Below are 26212 nucleotides of genomic sequence, written 5' to 3' on the forward strand. Positions count from 1 at the left end.
ACCCCACGCCGCGCTACCCCACGCCGCGCTACCCCACGCCGCGCTACCCCACGCCGCGCTACCCCACGCCGCGCTACCCCACGCCGCGCGACGCGGCATCGCGTCGCGTCGTCGGTTCGGCGGCTTCGGTGACCCGCCGGGTGTCCGTGGCGGCGATCACGCGGCATCGTGCGCGGGCTGTGCCACCGGCGGACCGGACTCCGGTCCGCCGGTGGCACAGCCCACATTGGCTGACCAGCCGGCTCGGGGCGCGTACGCGCTGGTTCGGGCACGATGGGTCCGTGAGCGCATCCGAAGACGAGCAGGACCTTTCTTCCCTGTCCATCGGCATCCTCGGTGGCTCCGGGCCGCAGGGGGGCGGCCTGGCCATTCGGTTCGCCGCGGCCGGCCACAAGGTGGTCATCGGCTCGCGGTCCGCCGAGCGGGGCGAGGAGGCGGCCGCCAAGCTGTCCGCGCCCGGCCGGACGGTCGAGGGCACCGACAACGCGAGCACCGCCGGGCAGGCGGACATCGTGATCGTCGCGGTGCCCTGGGAGGGCCATGGAGACCTGCTCGCGAGCCTGCGCAAGGAGCTCGCCGGCAAGATCGTGATCGACTGCGTGAACCCGCTCGGCTTCGACAAGGGCGGCGCCTACCCGCTGCCGGTCGCCGAGGGCAGCGCCGCGCAGCAGGCCGCCGCGCTACTGCCCGACAGCACCGTTGTCGCGGCCTTCCACCACGTCTCCGCGGTGCTGCTGGCCGACGAGTCGATCGCCGAGGTCGACACCGACATCCTGGTGCTCGGTGACGATCGCGCCGCCACCGACCTGGTCCAGGCCCTCGCCGAGCGCATCCCGGGCATGCGTGGCATCTACGCCGGCAAGCTGCGCAACGCCGGCCAGGTCGAGGCGTTCACCGCGAACCTCATCTCCATGAACCGCCGATACAAGGCCCACGCCGGCATCCGCATCACCGACGTACCCCACCTCTGAGCGAAACCGCCGCCGTTCCTGGTCCAAGGTGTAGAGGTGATGGCGGCCGTGGACGAGACGCTCCTGGACGATCTGGGACTGGTGGTGGCGGTGCGGGCGCCGGTCGAGCGGGTGGTGTCGCTCGTGCCGAGCCTCACCGAGTCGATCGCCGCCAGCGCCCCGGGCCTGCTCGTCGGCGCGACGAACTGGTGCACGCACCCGGGTGATCTTGACGTCACCCGGGTGCGTGGCACCAAGAACCCCGACCTCGAGGCCGTCCTGCGCCTCGCCCCCGACCTGGTGGTGGCCAACGCCGAGGAGAACCGCGAGCCCGACCTCGCCGCGCTGCGCGCCGCCGGGCTCGCCGTGTGGGTGACGGCGCCGACGACCGTCCCCGCGGCGCTGGACAGCCTCGACCGGCTGCTGCGGCTCGGCTGCGGGCTCGGGCGGCCGTCCTGGCTGGAGGAGGCCGCCGCGGTCTGGCGAGAGCCCTTCCGGGAGACGGCCGGCCAGCCCCGGCGCCGGGCCGTCATCCCGATCTGGCGGCGGCCCTGGATGGCCGTGGGCCGTGACACCTTCACCGGCGACGTGCTCGCCCGGCTCGGCGTCGACAACGTCCTGGCGGGCCACGCGGAGCGCTATCCGCGCGTCACCATCGCCGACCTGCCGTCACACGACCTGGTCGTGCTCCCCGACGAGCCGTATGCCTTCAGCCCCGAGGACGGCCCGGAGTCCTTCGACGCCCCCGCGGCCTGCGTCTCGGGCCGCCACCTCACCTGGTACGGCCCCTCCCTGGCCGAGGCCCCATCGGTGCTCAGGGACCAGCTCGCCGCCGCGCCGTGACATTGGTTCGCTCCGTCCGGGGGGCGCTCCGGCCCGGTGGGCGAGGCACGTCACCGGGCTGGCCCGGAGGCGCGCCTCGCGGAGGCCCGGCCCACGAGCGAAGCGAGGTGGGCCGGGCCGCAGCGAGGTCGCCGCAGGGCACGTTCGCGGAGGAGGCCGCGGCCCGGCGGTAGCCCGCGAGCCGTCAGGCGAGCGGGCTGCCGGAGGGGCCGTGCCCGGACGGAGCGAACCAGTAGTTCAGTCGTAGGAGTACTCGACGGTTGGGTAGTGGCCGTCGCGGACGTCGTCGACGTAGGTGTGCACGGCGTCGAGCAGCGTCGAGCGCAGGTCGGCGAACCGGCGTACGAAGCGTGGTGCCCGTCCGGCCGAGAGGCCGGCCATGTCCTGCCAGACCAGCACCTGGGCGTCGCAGTCGGAGCCGGCGCCGATGCCCACGGTCGGGATCGTCAGCGCCTTGCTGATCCGGGCGGCGACGTCCGAGGGCACGACCTCCAGCACGATGGCGAAGGCTCCGGCCGCCTCGAGCGCCAGCGCGTCGGCCAGCAGCGCCGCGCCGGCGTCCTCGCGGCCCTGCACCCGGTAGCCGCCGAGCGTGTTGATGCTCTGCGGGGTCAGGCCCAGGTGGCCCATCACAGGCACCCCGGCCGAGACCAGCAGCTCGACCTGGGGGGCGACGCGGGCGCCGCCCTCCAGCTTGACCGCCTGCGCGCCGCCGTCCTTGAGGAACCGCACGGCCGTCTCCAGCGCCTGCGCCGGGCTCGCCTGGTAGGAGCCGAACGGCAGGTCGGCGATGACCATCGCGTGCGGCGCGCCGCGGACGACGGCGCGCACCAGCGGGAGCAGCTCGTCGACGCTGACCGGCACGGTCGTGTCGTAGCCGTAGACGACGTTCGCCGCCGAGTCGCCGACGAGCAGCACCGGCACCTCGGCCTCGTCGAAGATCGACGCTGTCGTGTAGTCGTAGGCGGTGAGCATCGCCCACTTCTCGCCGCGGTCCTTGTGGGCCGCGAGGTCGCGCACCGTGGTGCGCCGGCGTGGGCGGGCCGCGGGCCGCTGCTCGGCAGTCTCAGGAGCGTGCCCGGCCGGTGCCGCGGCGATGGTCGGCGCGCCGTAGAGCGTCGCCGCCTCCTCGGGCGTGGCCGTGGCGCCCGGACGGGCGGCCGTCGTGAGCGGGGTCGAGGGAGTCGGGGGAGTGGTGGGGCGGTAGTGAGTAGCGGAGTTGCTCATGGAGCCTCCTCTGCGTCGTCCGGGCGCGTCGCGCGTCCCGGCGTCGGTCACATGCTGCCACCGCCGACCGCTCCGCCGAAAGTGGTGCGTGGATCACACAGCCGGCTGGCCCCGCTTGCCAACTCGGCATGTGCCTGTCGCTGACCTGCGCATATGGCCATCGCGCCGCTGGGTCAACCGGATGCACCACATACGGGCTCGCCGTACGCTCTGATCTTGAAAGAATGGGGAGTGCCAGTGGCGTGGGCGATCGCACGGCGTGGCCGTCGTGGGCGGGGTGCGATCGGCCGGGGGTTCGTCGTGCCTGCCAGCACGAGAGCGCTCTCGTGGGCGGTCCTCCGTTGGCTCGCCATGCCTGCCCGGCGTGGCCCTCTCAGCGGGGGTCGCCTCGCCGGGGTGCGGCGGTGAACGGTTGACCAGGGGCGACCGGCGAGTGAGGGAGACCGGTGAGAGCGAGATCCAGCGGGCGGCGTCGCGCGGGCTGGCTCGGCGTGGTGCCCGCGAGTCCGGCATGGGCGGACGGCCGGTGACGACCGCGGAGGTGGGGCGGCCAGGGCCGCGCGGGCGGCCAGACCGCCCGCCGTCCGGCGTCCGTCCGCCGGGCCGGCCACGCGACGCACGCGCCGACGGGGCGATCATCGAGGCGACCCTGCACACACTGGCGACGGCCGGGTTCACGGGGCTGTCCATGGAGGCCGTCGCCGCGCGGGCCAAGGTGGGCAAGGCGACGCTTTACCGGCGCTGGTCGACGAAGAACACACTCGTGGCCGATGCCCTGGCGACGCTGGTGGAGACGGCCGAACCGGTCGACACCGGGTCGCTGCGCGACGACCTCGTCGCCTGGCTGAACACCGTACGCCGGCACAACCTGCAGACGCTGGCGGGCCGGATCATGCCGCGGCTGCTGGCCGAGCGGGAGGCCCATCCCGAGCTGTTCGAGACCTACCGCCAGCAGGTGATGGAGCCGTTCCGCCAGCAGGCCGCGAAGGTGCTGGCGAAGGGGGTCGCGGCCGGCGAGCTGCCGGTCGACCTGGATATCGACCTGATCACCGACATGCTGGTCGGACCGGTCGCCTATCGGCAGTACACCAGCGGATACAACGAGGTGAGCGGCACCCGGATCGCCCAGGTCGTCGACACCGTGCTCGGAGGCATCCTCACGCGTCCGCCGGCCAGGCCCGCGGTCGCCAACGGCAACGCCGATACCGTCGCCATGAATCCTGGCCTACCCGAGATCGCCGGCACGGACCCGGCGGGGGCCTCGGAAGAGGTCACCGACACCGACACCGACACCGAGAGCCGCCGCGTCGAGGTGGAGCGCACCACCGTCTGAGCCTCCGCTGGCGACTCGGCCGGCCGGGGAACGCCCGGTATCACCCAGCGTAGTCATGTCGGCGGAGGGCGGCACGCCAGCCGGAGTAGCATCGGCGAGCGGGGCGAAACTGCCGAGACAGGCACCCGAGACAGGCGCGACACTCTCGCGCGACGGGCGAAACTGTTCCCTCGAGCCCCTCCAGCTCCGACCGACCACCCACGCCGACCCGGGCAAGGGCCCCGGGCGCCAGACCAGGAGAAACCGGTGTCCGACCTCCGTGTGACCGTCCAGCATGCCGAGCAGCGGGATGATCGGGTGGTCGCCACAGGGACGACGGCGGCGGACCTCTTCGCGGCCGACCGGTCGGTGATCGCCGCGCGGGTCGGCGGCAGGCAGCGTGACCTTGCCTACGTCCTGGCCGACGGCGACGTCGTCGAGCCGATCACCGTCGGCTCGCCGGACGGCCGGGCGATCGTGCGGCACTCGACCGCGCACGTCGTGGCCCAGGCGGTGCAGGACCTGTTCCCGAAGGCGAAGCTGGGGATCGGCCCGCCCATCCAGAACGGCTTCTACTACGACTTCGACGTCGAGAAGCCGTTCTCCGCCGAGGATCTCAAGGCGATCGAGAAGCGCGCCCGTGAGATCGTCAAGGCCGGCCAGAAGTTCTCCCGCCGGGTCGTCAGCGACGACGAGGCACGCGCCGAGCTCGCCGACGAGCCCTACAAGCTGGAACTCATCGGGCTGAAGTCCGGGGCCGGCACCGGTGACGAGGCCGACGCCTCCGACGCCTCGGTGGAGGTGGGCGAGGGCGAGCTCACCATCTACGACAACCTGGACGCCAAGTCCGGCGAGCTGTGCTGGAAGGACCTCTGCCGCGGCCCGCACGTGCCGACCACCCGGCATATCCCCGCCTTCGCGGTCCAGCGGTCCGCCGCGGCCTACTGGCGGGGCAGCGAGAAGAACCCGCAGCTGCAGCGCATCTACGGCACCGCCTGGGAGTCGAAGGAGGCRCTGGCCCAGCACCAGCACATGCTGGCCGAGGCGGAGAAGCGTGACCACCGGCGCCTGGGCGCCGAGCTGGACCTCTTCTCCTTCCCGACCGAGCTGGGCCCCGGCCTCGCGGTCTTCCACCCCAGGGGCGGCGCGATCCGCACCGTGATGGAGGACTACTCGCGCCGCCGGCACATCGAGGCGGGGTACGAGTTCGTCAACACGCCGCACATCACCAAGTCGACCCTGTATGAGATCTCCGGGCACCTCGACTGGTTCGCCGACGGCATGTACCCGCCCATGTCGCTCGACGGCGGCACGGACTACTACCTCAAGCCGATGAACTGCCCCATGCACATCCTGATCTTCAAGTCGCGTGGGCGGTCCTACCGGGAGCTGCCGCTGCGGCTGTTCGAGTTCGGCACCGTCTACCGGTACGAGAAGTCCGGCGTCGTGCACGGCCTCACCCGGGTGCGCGGGCTCACCCAGGACGACGCCCACCTGTTCTGCTCCCGCGACCAGCTCCCGGAGGAGCTCGACAACACCCTGAAGTTCGTGCTCGGCCTGCTGCGCGACTACGGCCTCACCGACTTCTACCTGGAGCTGTCGACCCGTCCCGAGGGCAAGGCGATCGGCACCGACGAGGAGTGGGTGGACGCCACCCAGCTGCTGCGCGAGGCCGCCGAGAAGCAGGGCCTCGAGCTGGTCATGGACCCGGGCGGCGGCGCCTTCTACGGTCCGAAGATCTCCGTCCAGGCGAAGGACGCGATCGGCCGGACCTGGCAGCTGTCGACCATCCAGGTCGACTTCCAGATGCCCCAGCGGTTCGAGATGGAGTACCAGGCCGCCGACGGCACCCGCCAGCGCCCGTTCATGATCCACCGGGCGCTGTTCGGCACCATCGAGCGGTTCTTCGCGATCCTGCTGGAGCACTACGCCGGCGCGATGCCGCCGTGGCTCGCCCCGGTCCAGGCCGTCGGCATCCCCATCACCGACGACCACGTCCCGTACCTGAAGGACATCGCCGCGAAGCTGACGGCGAAGGGCATCCGGGTGGAGGTCGACTCCTCTGACAACCGGATGCAGAAGAAGATCCGCGACGCGCAGAAGCAGAAGGTCCCGTACATGCTCATCGCCGGCGACGACGACGTCGCCAAGGGCGCGGTCTCCTTCCGCTATCGCGACGGCTCCCAGCGCAACGGCGTCCCCGTCGACGAGGCCGTCGCCGAGATCCTCGACGCCGTGGACCGCCGCATCCAGGTCTGACCACACCCGCGCGTCCCGATGCCGCCGGTCTCCCCTCAGGGGACCGGCGGCATCGTCCTTGCGCGGCTCGGCATGCCGTTAGGATCACGACATCATGCGTCCGGGTTGGTGCGGAAACATCCGGCTCGCGTTCCGGGCGAGGGGCGCTGAGAGGCTGACGGCGTGATCGTCGACAGGCAGTCGGTGGCCGCGGCGCTCCCCGGATTCGACATCGGAGAGCGGCTGGGTGCCGGTGCCTTCGGCCTGGTGCTCGCCAGTCGCCAGCGCAGCCTCAACCGCGAGGTCGCGATCAAGGTGCTGCCGGCGGCCCAGGACGGCCATCGCGGTTTCGCGGCCGAGGCCCAGCTGCTCGCGCGCCTGGACCACCCGCACATCGTCCGGGTCTACGACTATATCGAGACCGCCGACCTGTGCCTGGTCGTGATGGAGATCCTCGCCGGCGGCACCCTGGCCCGCCGGCGGACAGCCGGGATCACCGCCGAGACGGCCTGCGCGGTGGGCCTGGCGGTCGCCTCGGGTCTCGCGTACGCCCACGACGCGGGCGTGCTGCACCGCGACATCAAGTCGGACAACGTCATGTTCGACGCGGCCGGGGTCGTCAAGGTCACCGACTTCGGCATCGCGAAGCTGCTCGGAAGCTCGGCCACCACAGCGAGCGCTCAGGTCGGCACGCCGCTGTACATGGCGCCGGAACAGATCGTCGGCGGACGCCTCGGCCCGCCGACCGACATCTATGCCCTCGGCGTCCTGCTCTACCAGCTGCTCGCGGGGAAGCCGCCGTTCCCGGCCAACCTGCCGCTGGCGGTGCTCTGGCAGCACCACCTGACGGTCGCCCCGACGCCCCCGGCAGGGGTGCCACCGCGGATCACGACCGTGCTGCTGCGCGCCCTGGCCAAGGACCCGGCCTGGCGTTACCCGACGGCGCACGCGTTCGCGCTCGACCTCGCGTCGGCCACCGCCGCGGCCTACGGGCCCGGCTGGCTGGACCGCTCGGGCCTGCGGCTGTGGCTGGACGACCAGGTGCGCCGCGCGGCCGTGCCGCCGTGGGCGGCGCCGTCCGCGCCTCCCTCCGCCGCTTTCCCCGGCGCGGGGCCCGCTTCGGTCGGACCGCCGCCACCCCTCCGGCCGCCGTCTTTCGCGCCGCCGTCCTACGCGCCGCCGGGTGCCGGGCCCGTCGGCGCCACGCCCTGGCCCGCCGGCCCCGTCGGCCAGCCGGGCGCCGTGCCCGCGCAGCCGGTGGACGAGCACGCCTCCACGCGTCTCGCCGACGGGTCGGTGCCGCCCGGCGGATGGCCCTGGGCCGAGGCTCCGCGGGGCCCGCGCCGGCCAAGGTCCGGGTGGCGAGGCTCGCGGCGCGTCTGGAGCTGGGCCGGTGGGAGCGCCGCCGTCGCCGGCGCACTCGCGCTGACGCTCGTCCTGCTCCTGCTGCCTGGCTCCAAACCCGACCTGGAGGAGCGGGGCGCGACGGCGTCGCCGTCCGCGTCGGAGTCCGCGACGCCGGGCCCGCTTGACCCGACGGTCACGTCGGAGCAGCGGCTCCGTCCCTCGGACAGGAAGGGCGGCACGCTGCGGGTGCTCAACGACTCCGACTGCGACTACTGGGACCCGCAGCGTACGTACTACGGGAGTTGCTGGTCCCAGCTGCGCTGGTTCTCCCGGCAGCTTCTGACCTACACGCGCGCGCCGATGTCGACCGAGCTGATGGGCGACCTCGCGACCGCGCCCGCCACGTCGACCGACCGCAGGACGTGGAAGTACACGCTCAGGGATGGGAGCAGGTTCGAGGACGGAACACCGATCACATCGAAGGACATCAAGTACGCCATCGAGCGGGTGTTCGCGACCGATGTCGTGGGCGGCGGCCCGACCTTTGTCGTCGACTACCTGCAGACCAGTCCGTCGTACGACGGCCCGTACAAGGACACCGATCCGGAGAAGCTGGGTCTGACGTCCATCCAGACCCCGGACGACAAGACAATCGTCTTCCATCTGAACCGCCCGTTCGGCGACTGGAATCGGGTCATGGCCATGCCGACATCGACCCCGGTGCCGCGGCGGCTCGACACCGTAGCCCACTACACCGACCATCCCGTGTCGTCCGGCCCGTACAGGTTCGAGTCGTACGAGCCCGGTAAGAAGCTGGTCCTGGTGCGCAACGGCCGGTGGAACCCGGCGAGCGACCCGGTGAACAAGGCGCTGCCCGATCGGATCGAGGAGACGATGGGCCTCGACCCGGCCRCCATCGACAGCCAGATCCTGGCCGGTGAAGGCGACGTCTACGCCGCCCAGTCCGGTGTGCAGGAATCGGCCCGGGCGCAGCTGCTCGCCGATCCGGCCCTGCGCGCGTCGCGGACCAGCCTCGACCACAACGGCTTCCTGCGATATCTGAGCGTCACCACGACGGTGAAGCCGTTCGACAACGTCCACTGCCGCAAGGCGGTCGCCTGGGCCGTGGACCGGCAGGCCCAGGTCGACGCGCGCGGCGGCTCGACCGCCGGCGACGTCGCGACGACGATGCTGCCGCCGACGATCCGGTACTTCCAGAAGTTCGACCTCTACCCGTCGACGGACGGCCGTGGCTCCGTCGCGAAGGCCAAGGAGGAACTGGCCGCCTGCGGTCAGCCGAACGGGTTCGCGACGACCCTGATCACCCAGGATGTGGCCAGGTACAAGGCACAGGCCACCGCGCTGGCGCAGTCGCTGAAGCGGGTCGGCATCAGCGTCACCGTCAAGACCTTCCCGACGGCCGAGTACTACACGACCCAGCTTGGCGTGCCGGCGACCATGCGGAACAACGGCTACGGTCTCGCCCTGGCCGTCTGGGGTTCCGACTGGCCGTCGGCCTCCGGTTTCCTCGGCCCGATCGTCGACGGGCGCAGGATTCCTTCTCAGGGCAACAGCAACTACGCCGAGCTCGACTCGCCAGCGGTGAACACCGGGATCGACGCCGGCGCGGTCGCCACGGACGACGCCGCCGCGCAGCGCGCGTGGACGGCGGTGGACAGGGCGGTCGTCGACTCGGCGGCCTACATACCGCTGATCTACGACAAGGCGCTCAATGTCTACAGCGATCGGGTGACGAACATTCTCTACTCGCCGGCCTTCAACGTGGTCGACTTCGCCTCTCTCGGCGTGAGCGGCTGAGCGAGGCCGCCCTCAGACCGGACGGCGCCCAGGCGCCGCGATGCCGTTGATTCCAACCTGGGAGCGGCGGCATCGCCGTTTTCGCGGGTTCCATTCGAGCGCTCGACGAGCGCTCGGACTGGTTTCTCGCGGAGAAATGGCCGGCCGGGCGCTCGAATAGCGCTATTCAGTGGGCCCATGAATGGGTGTCATGCTTCGGTGGTGAAAATTCTTTTCGAAGGCGCGGGCAAGGCATACCGTGAACGGGACGTGACCCCTCGCCAAAGGCGGCGCTTATGCTGTTTCTTCACCGGTCCAGGACGATGACGGTATGGGAAGCCGGCGCTACACTCCTTCGCATGGCCGACGACATCGTACGGTACTCGATCAAGATGCCGCGGGATGTCGCCCAGGCCGTCCAGGCGCGCGCTGGCAAGGGCGACCCGTCCGCCTACGTGGTCGCCGCCGTTCGCCGGCAGCTGGAACGTGACAACCTCCGCGAACTCATCGAGGCCGCCGAAGACGAGCACGGCCCGATCACGGAAGAGGAGATGCGGCGCAAGCTGGAGCAGCTGGCTCGTGCTGAGCGGGGTACGTTCGGGACGGGCGGGGAATGAAGCGGGCTGCCGCGGACCCGGCCGTGGGGACGCTCATGCTGGACAGCGAGGGTCTCTCGCTTGCGGTACGACGTGACCGTGACATCACCGGCTGGCTCGACGTCGCGCGAGCCAGAGATCTTCGTGTCGTCACCACTTCCATGACGCTGGTGGAGGCCGTCCATCCTGGCGTCAACCGGGCCGCACTGCGCTGGACCTTGTCGCGCGTGGTTGTTGAGCCGGTGACCGAGACGCTGGCGATGGCGGCCGCTGACCTTCTACGAGGCGCGTGCCTCCACGGGCATCGGCATGCCATCGACGCGGTAGTTGCCGCTACAGCGCACGCGGTGTCTGGGCCGGTGACCATCCTGACGTCTGATCCCGAGGATCTGAAGAGGCTGTGCAGGCCTCAGGTGAAGATCGTCAAGGTCTGAGAATGAGTCAGACGGCGAACAGCCCCGGTATCGCCCCGGTGTGGCTGACGGCGTTTCTGGACTTTCCCGCTGAGCAATTCGAGCGGGAGGTCGCGTTCTGGCGGGCGGTGACGGCGACGACCTTGTCGCCGTCACGAGGCCCGACCGGGGAGTTCGCGACGCTGGTGCCGGCGGACGGGGACGCGTTCCTGCGGGTGCAGCGGCTGGGGGACGGGCCCGCGCGGGTGCATCTCGACGTGCACCGCGTGGGCCGGGAGTTCGAGATCCGCCAGTCGCCGGGCGGGTTCGTGTTCTGCGAGGTCGGTGAGGGGGAGTCCGTCCGGCCGAAGCCGGTGGCCTGGGCGGGTGGGCACACGTCGCTCGTCGACCAGATCTGCCTGGACATCCCGGCCGGCCGGTTCGACGAGGAGTGCGCGTTCTGGGCCGAGGAGACCGGCTGGGAGGTGCGGGCCACGAGCCGGCCGGAGCTCCGCTTCCTCGTCCGGCCAGCGGGAATCCCGCTGCGAATCCTGCTGCAGCGCCTCGACGAGCAGGACGGGCCGATGCGCGCCCACCTCGACCTGGCCAGCACCGACCGGGCCGCCGAGACCCGCCGCCACGTCGGCCTGGGTGCTTCCGTCGTGTCCACCGGCACGAACTGGACGGTGCTGCGTGACCCGACGGGCCTGACCTACTGCGTCACCGACCGGAACCCGGAGACCGGCCTGCTGGGCTGAGTCGCGGTGTCGGGTACATGTCGGGAACACCGGGCGTGACGGTCGCGTGACTATGATCCAGCCGACCCGACGGGTGTCGCCCGCGATGTCGAGACGCCGGCGCGGCCGCCCAGACCACCACCCGGAGCGAGGCGACGGCGGCGGCCGAGTCCACGGCCCGCCGGATGCTCGCCGACAGCCGTTGCGACGACGACACCATCACCGTCAGCACCGCCGTCTACCCACCGCGCAGCGACTACGCGGCCGGACGCGGCTACGAGCCCCGCGACCTCGGCGAACTGGGCCTGTTGGTCGTCACCGYCGGCTGCCGACAGGACGGCAACGCGGCCCTCGCCGAGGGCGTCGCACCCAGCCACTGAGGGCGCCGTGCCGGCTCGTCCGCTCCCGGCCCGCGACCGGGCGATGACCGCCGCGCCGCCGACCTCGGCCAGGCCGGCCAGCGTGGGCGTAACGGTCTTCTACGCGTTAACCCTGATGTCGAGCACCGGTCGCGACGCCAGAATTGGGAAGCGTGTACATAGCGAATGCCGCCCGGTGCGCCGCGCGGTCGAGTGCGGCCGGACTCGGCTGGGTGGCGAGCGGATGATTGTCGACCGGGAGTCGGTGGCCGCGGCCCTGCCCGCGATCGAGGTCGGGGGCCGGCTTGGCGCCGGTGCGTTCGGACTGGTGCTCGCCGGTCGCCACCGGCGCCTGAACCGGGATGTCGCCGTCAAGGTGCTGCCAGCGGGCCAGGAAGGCCGGTCGGCGTTCGAGGCCGAAGCCCAGCTGCTCGCCAGCCTGGATCATCCGCACATCGTCCGGGTCTACGACTACGTCGAGACCGACGAGCTGTGCCTGATCGTGATGGAGCAGCTGTCCGGTGGGACGCTGACCCGCCGCCTGGCGGGTCTCGAGCCGCCGGCCGCGTGCGCGGTCGGCGTGGGGGTCGCCACGGCGCTGGCCTACGCCCACGAGCGTGGTGTGCTGCACCGCGACATCAAGCCGGACAACGTCATGTTCGACGCCACCTCGACCGTCAAGGTGACGGACTTCGGCATCGCGAAGATCTTCCAGGGCACCGCGACGACCGCGACCGGCCAGCTGGGCACGCCGATGTACATGGCGCCCGAGCAGATCCGCGGTGGCCGGCTTGGACCGGCGACGGACATCTACGCGCTCGGCGTCCTGATGTACCGGTTGCTCGTCGGCCGGCCGCCGTTCGACTCGTCGCTGCCGCTGCAGGCGCTCTGGCACCAGCAGCTGACGACGACGCCGTCCGTGCCGCCGTCGGTGCCGGCCCCGCTGGCGGACGTGGTGGTGCGGGCGCTGGCCAGGGAGCCGGGTGACCGCCAGCCGTCCGCGTCCGCGTTCGCGCGTGACCTGGCCGTCGCCGCGGTCGGCGTCCACGGCCGCGACTGGCTCGCCCGCGCCGGCCTGCCGCTGCGGCTGGACGACGACGTCCGCGACGCCGCGGCCGGAACCGGAGCGCACGGCTCGGCACCACCATCCCAGGAACCGGCCGCCCGGGTCCCGGAGACGCCGCTCGAGGACCGTGCGCCCGCCGCGCCATCCAGAACCGGCGACCGTGGATATCGCGACGAGGTCGCGACGCGGACGAATTCCACGGCCCGCGCCTTCCCGCCGTCATCCAGGCCGATGCCCCCGACGGCGGCGGGTGAACCCGACAGCATCGCCGCCGCCGGGCCGCCGGGCCCGGTGGGCGGCGGTGGCATCCGCCGGCGCAGACGAAGGCTGATCCTCGCCGGCGCCATCGTGGCCGTCGTGCTGCTCGCGGGCACGCTCGGCGCCTGGGGGTGGATACGAAGCCAGTACTACGTCGGTGTATCCGACGGCCGGGTGGCCATCTTCCAGGGTGTGTCCGTCGCCGGCCTCTCCAGCGTCGACAGCGTCTATATGCCGATCTCGGAGGTCGCCGAGCCGGATCGAAGCACGGTGCGGGACGGCGTCCACGCCGACAGTCGCGCCGACGCGGAGGCCAAGGTGTCGGCCCTACGCGCGGTCACCGATGTGACGACCGATGTGAAGCCGGATTCGTCCGTGTCGCCAACACCCATCGCCACCCCCAGCGCGCCGGCGACAGTCGCATGGCCCACACCCGACCAGGACTCCGGCACCGCGGCGTCCGCGGCAGTCGCGTCGCCCTAGGTTCGATCCCCGCGGAGGCCGGCTGGTTCCGCCAGACGAAGGTGGCCACCCGTCGACGCGTGTCACCCGCTCGGTGAAGCGACCCGGCCGACGGCAGGTCGATGGTCGGCCTACGATCGGCACATCATGTGTCGGGTTCGCGGGGGTTCAGAGACTTTTGTCGCGGCACCAGCGGGCCGCGGGCGGGCATCGTGATCGTCGACCGGGAGTCGGTGGCCGCCGCGCTGCCGGGGCTGGAGATCGGGGGCCGGCTGGGCTCGGGTGCCTACGGCCTGGTGCTCGCCGGCCAGCACCGGCACCTGCGGCACAACGTCGCCATCAAGGTGTTGCCGGCCCGCCCGCCGGTCCATGGCGGCGGCCCGGACGGCGCGTCCGAGGGCCAGCTGCTGGGCCGCATGGACCATCCCCACATCGTGCGGGTCTACGACTATGTCGAGACCGCGGATCTCTGCCTGATCGTGATGGAGCAGCTGGTCGGCGGCACGCTGACCCGGCGCCGGGAGGGCATGCGGCCGGAGGCGGGCTGCGCCGTGGGCCTCGCGGTCGCCTCGGCGCTCGGGTATGCCCACGACCGGGGCGTGCTGCACCGCGACGTCAAGCCGGACAACGTGCTGTTCACGGCCGCCGGCGCCGCGAAGGTCACCGACTTCGGCGTCGCGAAGATGCTGGAGGGAACGGTCGCGACCGCCAGCGCGCAGGTCGGCACCCCGCTGTACATGGCCCCCGAGCAGATCACCAGCGGGCAGCTGGGCCCGGCGACGGACATCTACGCCCTGGGCGTCGTGCTGTACCAGCTTCTGTCCGGCGCGTCCCCGATCGAGCGGGGGCTGCCGGTGCAGCTGCTCTGGCAGCGCCGCCTGACCGCCCCGCCGCCGCGGCCGCCGGGCGTCCCGGCACCGGTCGCGAACGTCGTGCTGCGCGCCCTCGCCCCGGACCCGGCGATGCGTTACCCCAGCGCCCGGGCGTTCGGCCTGGAGTTCGCCGCGGCCGCCGCCGCCGTGCTGGGCCGTGGCTGGCTCACCCGGTCGGACCTGCAGGTCCAGCTCGACGACGATGTGCGCGCCGCGGCCGACGGCCCGCCGACAGGCTCCCGGCCCGCCGTCGGCCCGCCCCCGGTGACGCGCCCGGCGGCGTATCCGGGTACGTCGGCCGCCGGCATGGCGGCGGGCGGGGGAGTGGGCGCCTCCGACGGCCCGACCAACCCGCTCGGCGGCCATCCTCACCCGAACGCGTGGGTCGGGCCAGCTCCGTCACCCGCCGCCCCGCCGTCGCCCTCCGGCCAGCGCGGTCCGGCCAGCCCGCCTGCTTCGCCTGCTTCGCCTGCTTCGCCTGCTTCGCCTGCTTCGCCTGCTTCGCCTGCTCCGCCTGGCCAGCCCGGTCCGGCCGGGCCAGCCCCTTTCGGTCCGGAGGCCCCCACCGGGCAGCCGACTCTGGTCGGGGCGTCGTCCGCCCCCGGCCAGGCCGCGCGGGTCTCGACGCAGCCCGCCGCCGCCCCGGCGGCCCGCGGGTCGTCCGGGCACCGACGACGGTGGTGGACGCTGATCGCCGGTGCCGTGTGCGCGCTCGCCGTCGTCCTTCCCCTGGTGCTGATCCCGGGCGGCGACGACGCGAAGGAGGACGGCGACCTCGGCCAGGCGACGGCGGCGGCGGCGACGGAGAGCGCCGCGCCGCGGCTGCCCGTCGCGGGCCCTGTCCTGAGCCCGTCCAGCCGCAGGGGCGGGACCCTGCGGGTGGCCGCCACGGCCGACTGCGACTCGTGGGACCCGCAGCGCGGCAACTCCGACAGCTGTTGGGCGCAGCAGCGCTGGTTCTCCCGGCAGCTGCTCACCTACAAGCCGGGCACGACCGACCTGATCGGCGATCTCGCCACCGCCGTCCCGACCTCCACCGACGCGGCCACCTGGCGGTACACCCTGCGTGCCGGCCTCAGGTTCGAGGACGGGTCGCCGATCAGGTCCAGGGACATCAAGTACGGAATCGAGCGGTTGTTCGACTCCGAGCTCGTGACCGACGGGCTGAAGGGACTCACCCGGTACCTGGACGACCCCAACAACCGCTATCCGGGGCCCTACAAGGACCCGAGCCCCGACAAGCTGGGCCTGAAATCAATCGAGACTCCGGACGACCAGACGATCGTCTTCCACCTGACCAGGCCGTTCGGGGACTGGAACTACCTGATGGCGACGCCCGCGTCGACGCCGGTACCCCAGGCGAAGGACGGCGGAGCGCAGTACGCCGACCACCCGGTCTCGTCGGGCCCTTACAAGTTCGCGTTCTACCAGCGGGGCCAGTCGCTGACGCTGATCCGCAACTCCTCGTGGGACCAGGCGACCGACCCGGTGAACACGGCGTTGCCCGACCGGATCCAGGAGACCATGCGGCTCCCCCTGGAGACCATCGACGAGCAGATCCTCTCCGGGCACGCGGACGTGTTCGCCGGGCAGACGGGCGCCTCGCAGACGACCCTGCAGACGTCACTGACGGACTCGGCGATGCGGGACAACCAGCGCCTGACCGTCACCCTCGGCGTGGTGCGGCTGCTGAGCGTCACCACCACCGTGGCGCCCCTCGACAACGTCCACTGCCGCAAGGCGCTCGCCTGGGCGATCGACCGGCAGGCGCAGGTCACGGCCCGTGGAGGCCCGGAGCGCGCCGTCGCCGCGCCGACCCTGGTCCCCCCGCCGCTGCGGTACCACTCGACGTTCGACCTCTACCCGAGCGCGGACGGTCGGGGCGACGTCGCCCAGGCGAAGCGGGAGCTCGCGGCCTGCGGCCGGCCGGACGGTTTCCCGGTCAAGATCGTGATTTTCGACGACAGCAGATCCCACAGCCAGGCGGACGCGCTCAGGAAGTCCCTGGCCGGAATCGGCGTCGACGTCGAGATCTCGGCGCTCGGCTCGGACGACTATGACGCCCTGGTCTTCTCGCCGAGCAGGATGCGTGCGCAGGGCGTCGGCATGGCGCTCCTCGGCTACAACGCCGGCTGGCCGACGCCCGCCGGCATCTTCACCAACCTGACCGACGGCCGCAGGATCACCGCCACGGACAACCGGAACATCGCGGAACTCGGCGACCCCGCGGTGAACACCGCCATGGACGGCGCCTTCCTCGCGGACATGTCGGACAGCGCCCTCGCCGCCGACCCGTCCGGGACCGCCGCGACCCGATGGGCCACCGTCGAGCGGATGGTGCTCGACACGGCGGCCTACATACCGGTGACGTACGACAAGGTCACGAACCTCTACAGTTCCAACCTCACCAACGTTTACTACCAGCCCGCGTACGACTCGGTCGACTTCGCCGCCCTCGGCGTCCGCTGACGCCAGCCGGGTGGCCATCACGGCGGCCACCGCGCCGTCCCGCGGCGGGCGCGAGACACGGTGGCGCCTGGTCAGGGCCGTTCGCGGGCGAAGACCTGGTTGGTCACGCGCTGGGCCGCGATCGCGGCCCGGCGATGGTCGTCGAGCACGTCGGTGGCCTGCTCCAGCGGGTAGCCGAGGACCCCGGCGACGCGGTCGAGGGCCGGCGAGGTGCGGGGAATGAGGTCACCGGGTGTGCCGCGGGCAAGCATGATCGCGTTGCGGATCCGGGAGGCCGACAGCCAGGCGGCGTTCAGCGCCTCGGCCTCGGCGCCGTCGATCAGGCCGGCGGTGGCGAGCTCGCGCAGCGCGGTGAGGGTGCCGGTGGTGCGCAACGCCGGATGCTCGCGGGCGTGACGGAGCTGAAGGATCTGGACCGTCCATTCGATGTCGGTCAGCCCGCCCGGCCCGAACTTGACGTGCAGGGTCCGGTCGGCGCCGCGCGGGACCCGCTCGGCGGTCATCCGGTCCCGCAGCCGCTCGACCTCGGCGATGGCTCCGCCCGGCAGGCCCGCCGGATAGCGGAACTCGTCCGCCAGGTCGCGGAACCGCGCCGCCAGCTCCGCGTCGCCGGCGAGCGGGCGGGCACGCAGCAGCGCCTGCGCCTCCCAGCCGAGCGCCCAGCGCCGGTAGTAGGCCGCGTAGCCGTCCAGGTCGCGGGTGACCGAGCCCGCCCGTCCCTCCGGCCGTAGCCCCAGGTCCAGTCGCAGCGCGGGGTCCGGTCCCGGCTGTCCCAGCAGCCGGACCAGCTCCTCGACCACCGCCGCGGCGTACTCGCCGGCCGGGCGCGCGCCGACGCCAGGCCTGGGCTCGTGGACGAACAGCACGTCCGCGTCGCTGCCGTAGGACATCTCGGCTCCGCCGAGCCGGCCCATCGCGATCACCGCGATCTGGGCCGGCTCTCCGGCCAGGTCGTCCGCGGGCTCGCCGACGTCCGCGAAGCGGTCCGCCGCCGGCCTGCCGGCGGCGAGCCGGCGGTTCACGGTGCGCCGGGCGACCAGCAGGGACGCCTCGATCGTCGCGGCCGCCGCGGCGGTCAGCGCCTCGCCGACGGCGGCCGCGTCGAGCAGGCCGAGCAGGTCCGCGCAGGCGACCCGGACCAGCTCGACCCGGCGGATCGCGCGCGCCCGCGCGGCCGCGTCGCCCGCGTCCTGGTTACGCCGCGCGACCGCGAGCAGCGTGCGGGCGAGCTCGTCACGGCCGACGGGACACAGGTCCTCCTCGGTGCGCAGCAACCGCACCGACTCGGGCGCCGTGCGCATGAGCGCCGCGACGTAGCCGCTGGCCGCGAGCACCCTGGCCAGCCGGTCGGCGGCGCCGGCCGAGTCGCGCAGCAGCCGCAGGTACCAGGGGACGCGGCCAAGCGCCTCGCTGACCTGCCGATAGGCGAGCAGGCCGGCGTCCGGGTCGGCGGCGTCGGCGAACGCCGGCAGCATCGTCGGCAGCAGATGCCGCTGGATCGTGGCGGTTCGGCTCACGCCGGCGGTGAGTGCCTCGATGTGCTTCAACGATCGGTGCGGATAGGCGAACCCGAGGGCGGCGAGCCGATCGGCGGCCTCGCCGGGCGTGAGGCGCACCTCCTCGGCGGACAGTCGGGCGACCGCCTCCAGCAGCGGCTGGTAGAAGAGCTGCTCGTGCAGCCGCCGCACCGACCGGGCGATGTGCGCGTGCTCGTCGGTGAACTCCTCCGCGCCGAGCATCCCCAGCGAGCGGCCGAGCCAGCGCAGCTCGTCCTGGTCGCGCGGCAGGACGTGCGTCCGCCGCAGGCCGCGTAGCTGGAGCCGATGCTCGACGGCGCGCAGGAACCGGTAGGCGTCGGCGAGGGTGGTCGCGTCGCGGCGGCCCACGTAACCGCCGCGCGCCAGGCCGTCGATCGCGTGGAGGGTCGCGCGGGCGTGCAGCTTCGGATCGGTGCGGCCGTGCACGAGCTGCAGCAGCTGGACGGCGAACTCGACATCACGCAGGCCGCCGGGGCCGAGCTTGATGTTGCGGTCGGCCTCCCGCCTCGACAGGGACGCCTCCACTCGGCGGCGCATCGCCCGGATGTCGGCGACGAAGCCGGGCCGGGACGCCGCCGACCAGACCAGCGGCCCCACCATCGAGCAGAACTCGGCGCCGAGCGCGAGGTCGCCGGCGACTGGCCGGGCCTTGAGCAGCGCCTGGAACTCCCAGGTGCGCGCCCAGCGCCGGTAGTAGGCGCGGTGGCTGGCGAGCGTGCGGACCAGCGCGCCGTCGCGGCCCTCCGGGCGCAGGCCGACGTCGACCTGGAAGAGCGCCCCTTCGCTGGTGCGCGCGCCGCAGGCCCGTACCAGCCCTTCGGCCAGCCGGGTCGCCGCCCGCAGCGCCGCCTCCTCGGCCGGTTCGGCGGCGTCGGTGGCCTCGGCGGCTCCGGCGGACCCCGTGGACCTGGTGAATCCGGCGGCGCCGTCGGGGGGCGTGCCGTCCGAGGGCGAGGCCGTGGCCGGCTCGGCGACGAAGACGACGTCGACGTCGCTGACGTAGTTGAGCTCGCGCCCGCCGCACTTGCCCATCCCGATGACGGCGAGGCGCACCGGGGGCGCGGCCGGCGCGAGGCCCGCCCGCGCGACGGCGAGGCCCGCGTCGAGCGCCGCGGCGGCGAGGTCGGCGAGCTCGGCCGTCGCGTCCTCGACCGTCACCGTGTCGGTCAGGTCGCGGGCGGCGAGCACCAGCAACGCCCGCCGGTAGGCGACCCGCAACGCGTCCAGTACCTCCGGCCCGTCGCCGCGTGCTCGCGGCCGCTCGGCGGCCGGGTCCGCGCCGACCGCGGCGAACAGCCGGGCACGGTGGGTCGCGGCGTCCGGCGTGGCGCCGGTCGCCTCGTCGTCGGCGAGAATCCGCCAGTCGGTCGGGTGCGCGGCGAGATGGTCGGCGAGCGCGAGGCTCGCGCCGAGGACGGCGATCACCCGCCGGCGGGAGCCCGGCCGGGTGGCCAGCACGGCTCGCAGCTGCGCGGACGATCGGCCGGAGCTCGTCGGGCGAGCCGGGCCGGTCGGGCCGGTCACGCCGGTCGGGCTGGCCGGGCCGGTCGGGCCGGTCGAGGCCGCCGAGCGAACCGGGCCCACCGGGTGTGTCGGGCCCACCGGGTGTGTCGGGCGCGTCGGGTGTGTCGGGTGCGTCGAGCCGGTGGCGGTGCCTGGCGGGTCAGGCGCGTCAGGCCGGTCACACGCGTCGAGTGCGTCGATCAGTCGGTCGAGGCCGGCCAGGGCCCGATCGGGGTCGGCGGCGTGGGCGAGCTCGGCGACCACCGGATTGGTGGTGAGCGGCAGCCCGTCCGGCGGGCCGAAGCCGAGACGGTGCAGCGTCGCCGCGACCCGGTCGACGTCGGTGAAGCCCAGCCGGGCGAGCTGGGCCTCGGTGGAGCTGCCCCGCGGGTGCCAGGCGCCTCCGGGCGGCGGCGAGGTCGCGGCGGCGGCGGCCGGCTCGCTCGTCGTACGGCCGGCGGAGGCGTCGTCCGTGGGCACACGCTCCGCCGACGAGGCGCCGCGTCGTGCCAGCGGGGCGCCTGCCCGCGAGGCCCCTGCCCGCGAGGCCCCCGGGGTCCCTGGAGCCCCTGGGGCCCGCGGTGGGCCCGACCGTCCGGCACTTGCCATCATGTTTCCATCTTGTTGCAGATGTAGCGTGCGCGTTACTACAGGAGTGGCAGGTAGCGGTTGATCTCGAACTGGGTGACCTGGCGGCGGTAGGCGGTCCACTCGGCGCGCTTGTTGCGCAGGAAGAACCCGAACAGCTCCTCACCGAGCGTCTCCCGGACCAGCGACGACGTCTCCATCACCGCGATGGCCTCGGACAGGGAACCGGGAAGAGCCTTGATCCCGCGTTCGCGGCGCTGCGCGTCGGTGAGCGACCAGATCTCGTCGCCGGCGGGCGGTGGCAGCTCGTAGCCGCCCTGGATGCCGCGCAGCCCGGCGGCGAGCATGAGCGCGAACGTCAGGTACGGGTTGCAGGCGCTGTCCGGCAGCCGGAACTCCACCCGCGCCGTGTTCGCCTTGCTCCGCTTGTAGAGCGGCACCCTGACCAGGGCGGAGCGGATGTTGTGCCCCCAGCAGGCATAGGCCGGTGCCTCCAGCAGCTCGCCGGCCTCGCCTTCGGCCGAGTCGCTGATGAGCCTCTTGTAGGAGTTGACCCACTGGTTGGTTACGGCGGTGATCTCGGGCGCGTGCGCCAGCAGCCCGGCGATGAACGCCTTGGCGACCTTGGAGAGCCGGTACTCGTCGGTCGGGTCATAGAAGGCGTTGCGGTCGCCCTCGAAGAGGCTCATGTGGGTGTGCATGCCGGAACCGGCATGCTCGGTGAACGGCTTCGGCATGAAGGTCGCGTAGCTGCCCKGCCGCAGCGCCACCTCCTTGACGACCTGGCGCAGCGTCATGACGTTGTCGGCGATCGTGAGCGCGTCGGCGTAGCGCAGGTCGATCTCCTGCTGACCAGGCGCCACCTCGTGATGACTGAACTCGACGGAGATGCCGAGCCGCTCCAGCGAGCCGATCACCTGCTGGCGGAAGTCATGGCTGATGTCGTTGGGCGTGACGTCGAAGTACCCGGACTCGTCCACCGGCTGCGGCACCGGCTGGCCGCGCCGCGGCGGCTCCTTGAGCAGGAAGAACTCGATCTCCGGGTGGGTGTAGAAGGTGAACCCGGCCTCGGCGGCGGCCGCGAGCGCCCGGCGCAGCACCCAGCGCGAGTCGGCGACGGCCGGCAGGCCCTCGGGGGTGACGACGTCACAGAACATCCGCGCCGTCAGCGTCCCGTCGCCGCGCCCCGGCAGCACCTGGAAGGTGGATGGGTCGGGACGGGCGAGCATGTCCGCCTCGTGCAGGCRCGCGAACCCCACGATCGCCGAGCCGTCGAAGCCGATACCTTCCAGGAGCGCGCCTTCCGCCTCCGCCGGCGCGATCTCCACGGACTTCAGCACGCCCAGCACATCGGTGAACCAGAGCCGCACAAAGCGGATGTCCCGCTCTTCCAGCGTTCTGAGCACGAACTCCTGCTGCTTGTCCATGAACCCTCCACGTTGAGGTGTGGACTCGACCTCAGGCTACGTCGTCCGGATCTACCCGCCCTGCCTCTCGACCAGCCGGCGGAAACATGGCCTGTCCTTCGCCACGCGCCCAAAGCCGGCCAACCGCCCACCCCCGTCAGACCCGCCACCCTGATCGGGCCCTCGTGCACCGTCCGGCGCCAAGGCGCCCGCCGCTTCAGCGACCTTGCTGGCGCCGGGGCCTGGCGCTCCCAGTGCTGACGCGCCCTGTCCCGCACCGGCCGCCGGTACCTACGGCCTGTGCCCTGCCCCGGCCTGGGACACGCCGGTTGGGGCGCCGTACTCGAGTCCCGCGGGAACGGCCACGGTTTCCGCCGGATCGACGGAACCGTGGCCGGCAGGTCGTCGATCCAGGGGTCTGCCGTCGGGAATCTGACACTAGCGACTGAAAGACCGAGATGCCCGCCTCGTTGCCAGTCCGCAACGAACTTGGCGACTCGCTGTAACCAACCGCCCGCGTCGCCCCAACCCGCGTCGCCGCATCGGGCACTAACAGATGAATGGGTTCTGCCTCGGTCGGCAACGGCAGCGCCCGCAGGCCGAGCAAGCGTGCCGCGGTCAACGCGCAGATAGACACGCCGGACCGGCCATGTAGCGCGGTGCGCGTCCGTCCCCAGAGATCATCCGAGCCTGCCACGAGGTAGGCACCTCGGAACGGCCGGGAGAGCGCCCCGCCGCGCACCAGCTGACGCGACTGCCCATCGGTGAGGCCGGCGCCGCGCGCCTGCGCGTAGGTGACCAGACCGTCCTGCCCACGGGCGACGGCCAGCGCCCCGTCGAGCCCCGGGTACGCACGCCGTCGCGCCCCGCGCGCTGCGTTCGCTCCCGTTCTGGACGTCGCGTTCGCTCCCGCTCCGGACGTCGCGTTCGCCTCCGGCTGGCGCTCTTCCTCCGTGGCCATGGTGGCAGTCCTGGCCACGCCCGCGCCGCCGAGGCGCGATGACCGCCGCCTGTGGACAACCCCTTCGGCTCCACATCCCCAATGTGATCGTCGGGAACGTGTCGCCGTAGTTGTCATTCGCCGGGTTCCGCGACGCTGGGGACACGGAAGCCGCGATCATCAAGGTGACCACGGGCCAGGCGCCGGGATCAGCTATGAGGCGGAGTCGACCATGGTGAGATTGCCGGAGCGGGCCTGGTAGATGAAGATCCGGCCGTCGACGACCTCGCCGCCCGGCTGGAACGCGAGGTGTCTGGTGATGCCCTGGAGGTCGACCCTCGCGAAGGCGGCGGCCACCGAGGCGCGGGTCGCGTCGGCGCCGAGGCCGGACAGCACCTTGATGATCGCGTTGGTGGCGTCGTAGGCCTCGGCGGAGTAGGTGCCCGGGCCCGTCCCGTTGACCTTCTGGTACGAGGTGACGAAGGATTTCGCGTTCGGGTCTCCCGAAGGCAGCAGGCAGCCGCAGGTGAGAAGGGTGCCCTCCGCGGCCGCACCGGCCAGGGAGATGTATGCCGGGTCGAGGCTTCCGTCGCCGCTCATCAGCTTCCCGGTGTAGCCCTTGTCCTGCAGGGCCTTCGCCAGCAGCGCGAGCTCCGGATAGTAGCCGGCGTAGAAGACCAGGTCAGGATTCGCCGCCATGATCTTGCCGGCTTCGGCGGAGAAGTCCCCGGCCGGGTCGATCCTGTCGTGGACGAAGGAGATATCGCTGGAGAGCAGCGCGAGCTCGAAGCCGCGGCCCAGGCCGACGCTGTAGTCGAGCCCGTCGTCCAGCGAGTACACCTTGCCCGGCCTGAGGACGCGGGCGACGTAGGCGGCGGCCGCCGGGCCCTGGGCGGCGTCTGTCGGGACGACCCGGTAGAACGTCGAGAACCCCTGCGTGGTCAGGATCGGGCTCGACGCCGACGGGCTCACGGACAGCAGGCCCGCACCGGAGTACAAGGGCTCGCTCGCCTGCGTCGCGCCGGAGAACATGGGCCCGACGACGGCGAGCACGTCGGGGTTGGCGGCGAGCGCGTTGGCCGCCAGCGGCGCCGTGTCCGGGTGGCCGAGGTCGTCGGACGTGGCGAGCCGCAGCGTGAAGGGCAGGTTCCCGCGGGCGTTCGCCTCCTCGATCGCGGTCTTCACGCCGCCGACCGCGTTGTCGCCCAGTGGCTGGTTGTCACCGGACAGCGGCCCCTGGAATCCGATGGTGATGGTCCTCGTCGGGGCCCCGGCGGACGGCGAGACGGGGGCCGTCGCCTGGCCGTGCGGCGCGGTGGCGACCGCGGGCCCGGTGCCACCGTCCGCGTCGTCGTTCCCGTCCGCGTCCTTCGTCAGCACGACGGCCAGGGTCGTGACGAGGGCGAGGGCGAGCACGGTCGCGCCGCTGACGGCCGCGAGGACAGTCGGCCGCCGCGAGCGGGCCCGGCGCGGCGGCGGGCCCGCCGGCGCCGTGGGATCACCAGGACCACCAGGACTGACGGGACCACCAGGACCGCCTGGCCAGCCAGGAGCGGTCGGCGGCGGGCCCGCCGGCGGTACCCACCATGTGGGGGAGTCCATCGACGAGGTGGTGGGCTGCTCCGGCGCGGGCCAGGGCGGCGGGGCTGGCGCCGGCGGCGTCAATGGTGGCGACGTCGGCGCCGGCCAGGGCGGCGAGCTGAGTGCCGGTGGCGTCACCGGCGGCGGGGCCGAGGACCGCGGCTGCTCGGTGGGCACCGGTGTGACGTTGGCCGCGGCGCTGCCAGGCGCTTCGTCGCTCGGCCCGACAGAACTAGACAATTCTGGCCCCCCAGACATGAGCCGCGATCCTAGCCATCTCGACCGCCAGCACCGCCGGGTGGCCTCGTCGGTTGGGCCGGTTACGACGGCCGTCGTGCCGAGCGGAACATCGGGTTGGGCCGAGCGGAACACCGGGTTGGGCCGAGCGGAACACCGGGTTGGGTCGAGCGGAACATGGGGTTGGGCGTAACGCCGGGTTGGGCGTAACGCCGGGTTGGGACGAGCACCGGGCTACGACGGGCGGCGGACGGCGTCCTGGTGCCGCCCGTCTTCGGGCGCACGCTCGACGGCGACGAGCGCGACATCGTCGTCGGCCCCGCGCGCGGAGTCGATCAGCGCGTCGGCGAGCTGGTCGAGGGCGACAGCCGCCCGTTCCAGCGAGCCGCCGAACCCGGCACCGCCGCGGGCCTCCGCGTCCCAGGCGTTCCCGGGGAGCCCTGCGTTCCCGGCGGAACCGCGTTCCCCGGTGTGGGCAGGGTCGAGGCGACCGACGCCGTGCCTGGCCGCCACCTGCTCGGCGAGCTCCGTCATCGTCTCGTCGATCGGCCGGTCCCGTCGTTCGACGAGCCCGTCCGTGTACAGCAGGAGACGGGTGCCAGCGGGCAGATCCACGGTGTCCGGGGCCGGGGCCGGGGCTGGCACGCCCAGCAGTACGCCGGCGCCTCCCTCCCAGAACCCGGCGCCGGCCGGGCCGACCACCAGCGGCGGCAGGTGACCGGCGTTGACCACCGTGACCCGGGACCGGTCCGGCGGAAAGGCCAGCAGGCAGACGGTCGCCGTCGACTCGGGATGGGTGACCAGGATCAGCCGGTTGAGCCGCTCCACGACCGCCGCCGGCGAGTGCCCGTCGAAGGCGTACGCCCGCAGCGAGTACCGCAGCTCCGCCATGATCACCGCTGCCGCGAGCGAGTGACCCTGCACGTCTCCGATGACGACGAGGCCGTCGCCGGAGGGCGTCTCGAAGGCGTCGTAGAAGTCTCCGCCGATCTCCGCGTGCTCGGTGGAGGCGTGGTAGCGCGCGGCGATGCGCAGGCCCGCGAGTTTCGGCGGCTCGGCCGGCAGGAGGCTGCGCTGCAGGGTGAGCGCGATCCGGTGCTCCTCGGCGAACCGGCGGGACTGACGCAGCAGCGCCCCGATGGTGGACAGGAACTCGCGCGGCTCGATCGGGTCGACCAGGTAGGCGTCCGCGCCCCCGTCCAGGCCGATGCTGCGGTCGGCGGCGTCGACGGCGATGGCCGACACGTGCAGTACCGGCATGCCGGCCGAGGCCCGCGCCTGCTTGATCCGGGCGCAGACCTCGAGGCCGCTCATGTCGGGGAGGTGGACGTCGAGCACGGCGAGGTCCGGCGCGCCTCGATCGACGATGCCCAGCGCCTCCCGCCCGGAGGCCGCCTCGATCACCGCGTGGCCGGCGCGCCGCAGCCAGCTCGCCATGATGTAGCGCTTGCTGTCCGAGTCGTCGACCACGAGGACGGTCGCCTGGTTCGCCGG

At 72.8% G+C, this 26212-nt stretch carries 16 protein-coding genes; 11 read left to right on the forward strand and 5 right to left on the reverse strand.

From position 1 onward, the window contains the following. Nucleotides 1–281 precede the first annotated feature (281 nt). Both npdG and BL253_RS33960 read left to right on the forward strand, forming a co-directional pair. Nucleotides 282–971: an NADPH-dependent F420 reductase gene (gene npdG, locus BL253_RS33955; RefSeq protein ID WP_076821684.1), complete on the forward strand. Its 690-nt coding sequence runs from the start codon at nt 282–284 to the stop codon at nt 969–971. 39 nt (nt 972–1010) lie between these two features. After that, nucleotides 1011–1793: a helical backbone metal receptor gene (locus BL253_RS33960; protein ID WP_076821686.1), complete on the forward strand. Its 783-nt coding sequence runs from the start codon at nt 1011–1013 to the stop codon at nt 1791–1793. Nucleotides 1794–2030: 237 nt separating this feature from the next. On the opposite strand, the gene panB is transcribed toward BL253_RS33960, so the two are convergent. Beyond that, nucleotides 2031–3020 (reverse strand): 3-methyl-2-oxobutanoate hydroxymethyltransferase, encoded by a 990-nt coding sequence (panB, locus tag BL253_RS33965; RefSeq protein ID WP_076821687.1) that lies wholly within the window; start codon nt 3018–3020, stop codon nt 2031–2033. A 433-nt stretch (nt 3021–3453) separates the two neighbouring features. On the opposite strand from panB, the gene BL253_RS33970 reads away from it, so the two are divergent. The 9 genes from BL253_RS33970 (at nt 3454) to BL253_RS39900 (ending at nt 16925) form a co-directional block, all read left to right on the forward strand. Then, entirely contained in the window at nt 3454–4353 is a 900-nt protein-coding gene (locus BL253_RS33970; protein WP_274535294.1) for a TetR/AcrR family transcriptional regulator, read from the forward strand. A 246-nt stretch (nt 4354–4599) separates the two neighbouring features. After that, the gene (gene thrS, locus BL253_RS33975) at nt 4600–6591 is read left to right on the forward strand and encodes a threonine--tRNA ligase (RefSeq protein ID WP_076821689.1); all 1992 of its coding nucleotides are present in this window, start codon (nt 4600–4602) and stop codon (nt 6589–6591) included. Nucleotides 6592–6753: 162 nt separating this feature from the next. Beyond that, a complete protein-coding gene (locus BL253_RS44290; protein ID WP_081438972.1) occupies nt 6754–9735 on the forward strand; it encodes an ABC transporter substrate-binding protein in 2982 nt (993 codons plus the stop codon). Between the two features lie 338 nt (nt 9736–10073). Beyond that, on the forward strand, nt 10074–10331 hold the full coding sequence (locus BL253_RS33990) for a CopG family transcriptional regulator (protein ID WP_076821691.1): 258 nt from the start codon (nt 10074–10076) through the stop codon (nt 10329–10331). 35 nt (nt 10332–10366) lie between these two features. Continuing rightward, complete coding sequence (locus BL253_RS33995; RefSeq protein WP_198946511.1) at nt 10367–10744, forward strand: DNA-binding protein; 378 nt, start codon at nt 10367–10369, stop codon at nt 10742–10744. Nucleotides 10745–10746: 2 nt separating this feature from the next. After that, nucleotides 10747–11460 carry a VOC family protein gene (locus BL253_RS34000; RefSeq protein ID WP_076821695.1) on the forward strand — a complete coding sequence of 238 codons (714 nt, stop codon included), beginning with the start codon at nt 10747–10749 and terminating at the stop codon, nt 11458–11460. A gap of 164 nt (nt 11461–11624) precedes the next feature. Continuing rightward, complete coding sequence (locus tag BL253_RS34005; protein ID WP_076821697.1) at nt 11625–11819, forward strand: hypothetical protein; 195 nt, start codon at nt 11625–11627, stop codon at nt 11817–11819. A gap of 223 nt (nt 11820–12042) precedes the next feature. After that, nucleotides 12043–13605, forward strand: a complete 1563-nt coding sequence (locus BL253_RS34010; RefSeq protein ID WP_096336152.1) for a serine/threonine-protein kinase — start codon at nt 12043–12045, stop codon at nt 13603–13605. A 191-nt stretch (nt 13606–13796) separates the two neighbouring features. Next, nucleotides 13797–16925: an ABC transporter substrate-binding protein gene (locus BL253_RS39900; RefSeq protein WP_198946512.1), complete on the forward strand. Its 3129-nt coding sequence runs from the start codon at nt 13797–13799 to the stop codon at nt 16923–16925. Nucleotides 16926–16996: 71 nt separating this feature from the next. On the opposite strand, the gene BL253_RS34025 is transcribed toward BL253_RS39900, so the two are convergent. From BL253_RS34025 to BL253_RS34045, 4 genes are all read right to left on the reverse strand, one after another. Next, nucleotides 16997–20446 carry a bifunctional [glutamine synthetase] adenylyltransferase/[glutamine synthetase]-adenylyl-L-tyrosine phosphorylase gene (locus BL253_RS34025; RefSeq protein WP_081438974.1) on the reverse strand — a complete coding sequence of 1150 codons (3450 nt, stop codon included), beginning with the start codon at nt 20444–20446 and terminating at the stop codon, nt 16997–16999. A 167-nt stretch (nt 20447–20613) separates the two neighbouring features. Continuing rightward, nucleotides 20614–21981 carry a glutamine synthetase family protein gene (locus tag BL253_RS34030; protein WP_076821702.1) on the reverse strand — a complete coding sequence of 456 codons (1368 nt, stop codon included), beginning with the start codon at nt 21979–21981 and terminating at the stop codon, nt 20614–20616. Between the two features lie 1132 nt (nt 21982–23113). Then, a complete protein-coding gene (locus tag BL253_RS34040) occupies nt 23114–24658 on the reverse strand; it encodes a branched-chain amino acid ABC transporter substrate-binding protein (RefSeq protein ID WP_241835388.1) in 1545 nt (514 codons plus the stop codon). 294 nt (nt 24659–24952) lie between these two features. Beyond that, complete coding sequence (locus tag BL253_RS34045) at nt 24953–26188, reverse strand: PP2C family protein-serine/threonine phosphatase (protein WP_241835389.1); 1236 nt, start codon at nt 26186–26188, stop codon at nt 24953–24955. Nucleotides 26189–26212: the final 24 nt, after the last annotated feature.

The sequence above is a fragment of the Pseudofrankia asymbiotica genome (assembly GCF_001983105.1).
Classification (GTDB): Bacteria; Actinomycetota; Actinomycetes; order Frankiales; family Frankiaceae; genus Pseudofrankia; species Pseudofrankia asymbiotica.

Bases quoted from the DNA above. Each gene is read 5' to 3' on its own strand.
- BL253_RS34000 (WP_076821695.1), top strand. From the start codon at position 10,747: ATGAGTCAGACGGCGAACAGCCCCGGTATCGCCCCGGTGTGGCTGACG.
- BL253_RS33960 (WP_076821686.1), top strand. From the start codon at position 1,011: ATGGCGGCCGTGGACGAGACGCTCCTGGACGATCTGGGACTGGTGGTG.
- panB (WP_076821687.1), bottom strand. From the start codon at position 3,020: ATGAGCAACTCCGCTACTCACTACCGCCCCACCACTCCCCCGACTCCC.
- BL253_RS34010 (WP_096336152.1), top strand. From the start codon at position 12,043: ATGATTGTCGACCGGGAGTCGGTGGCCGCGGCCCTGCCCGCGATCGAG.
- BL253_RS33995 (WP_198946511.1), top strand. From the start codon at position 10,367: ATGCTGGACAGCGAGGGTCTCTCGCTTGCGGTACGACGTGACCGTGAC.
- BL253_RS33990 (WP_076821691.1), top strand. From the start codon at position 10,074: ATGGCCGACGACATCGTACGGTACTCGATCAAGATGCCGCGGGATGTC.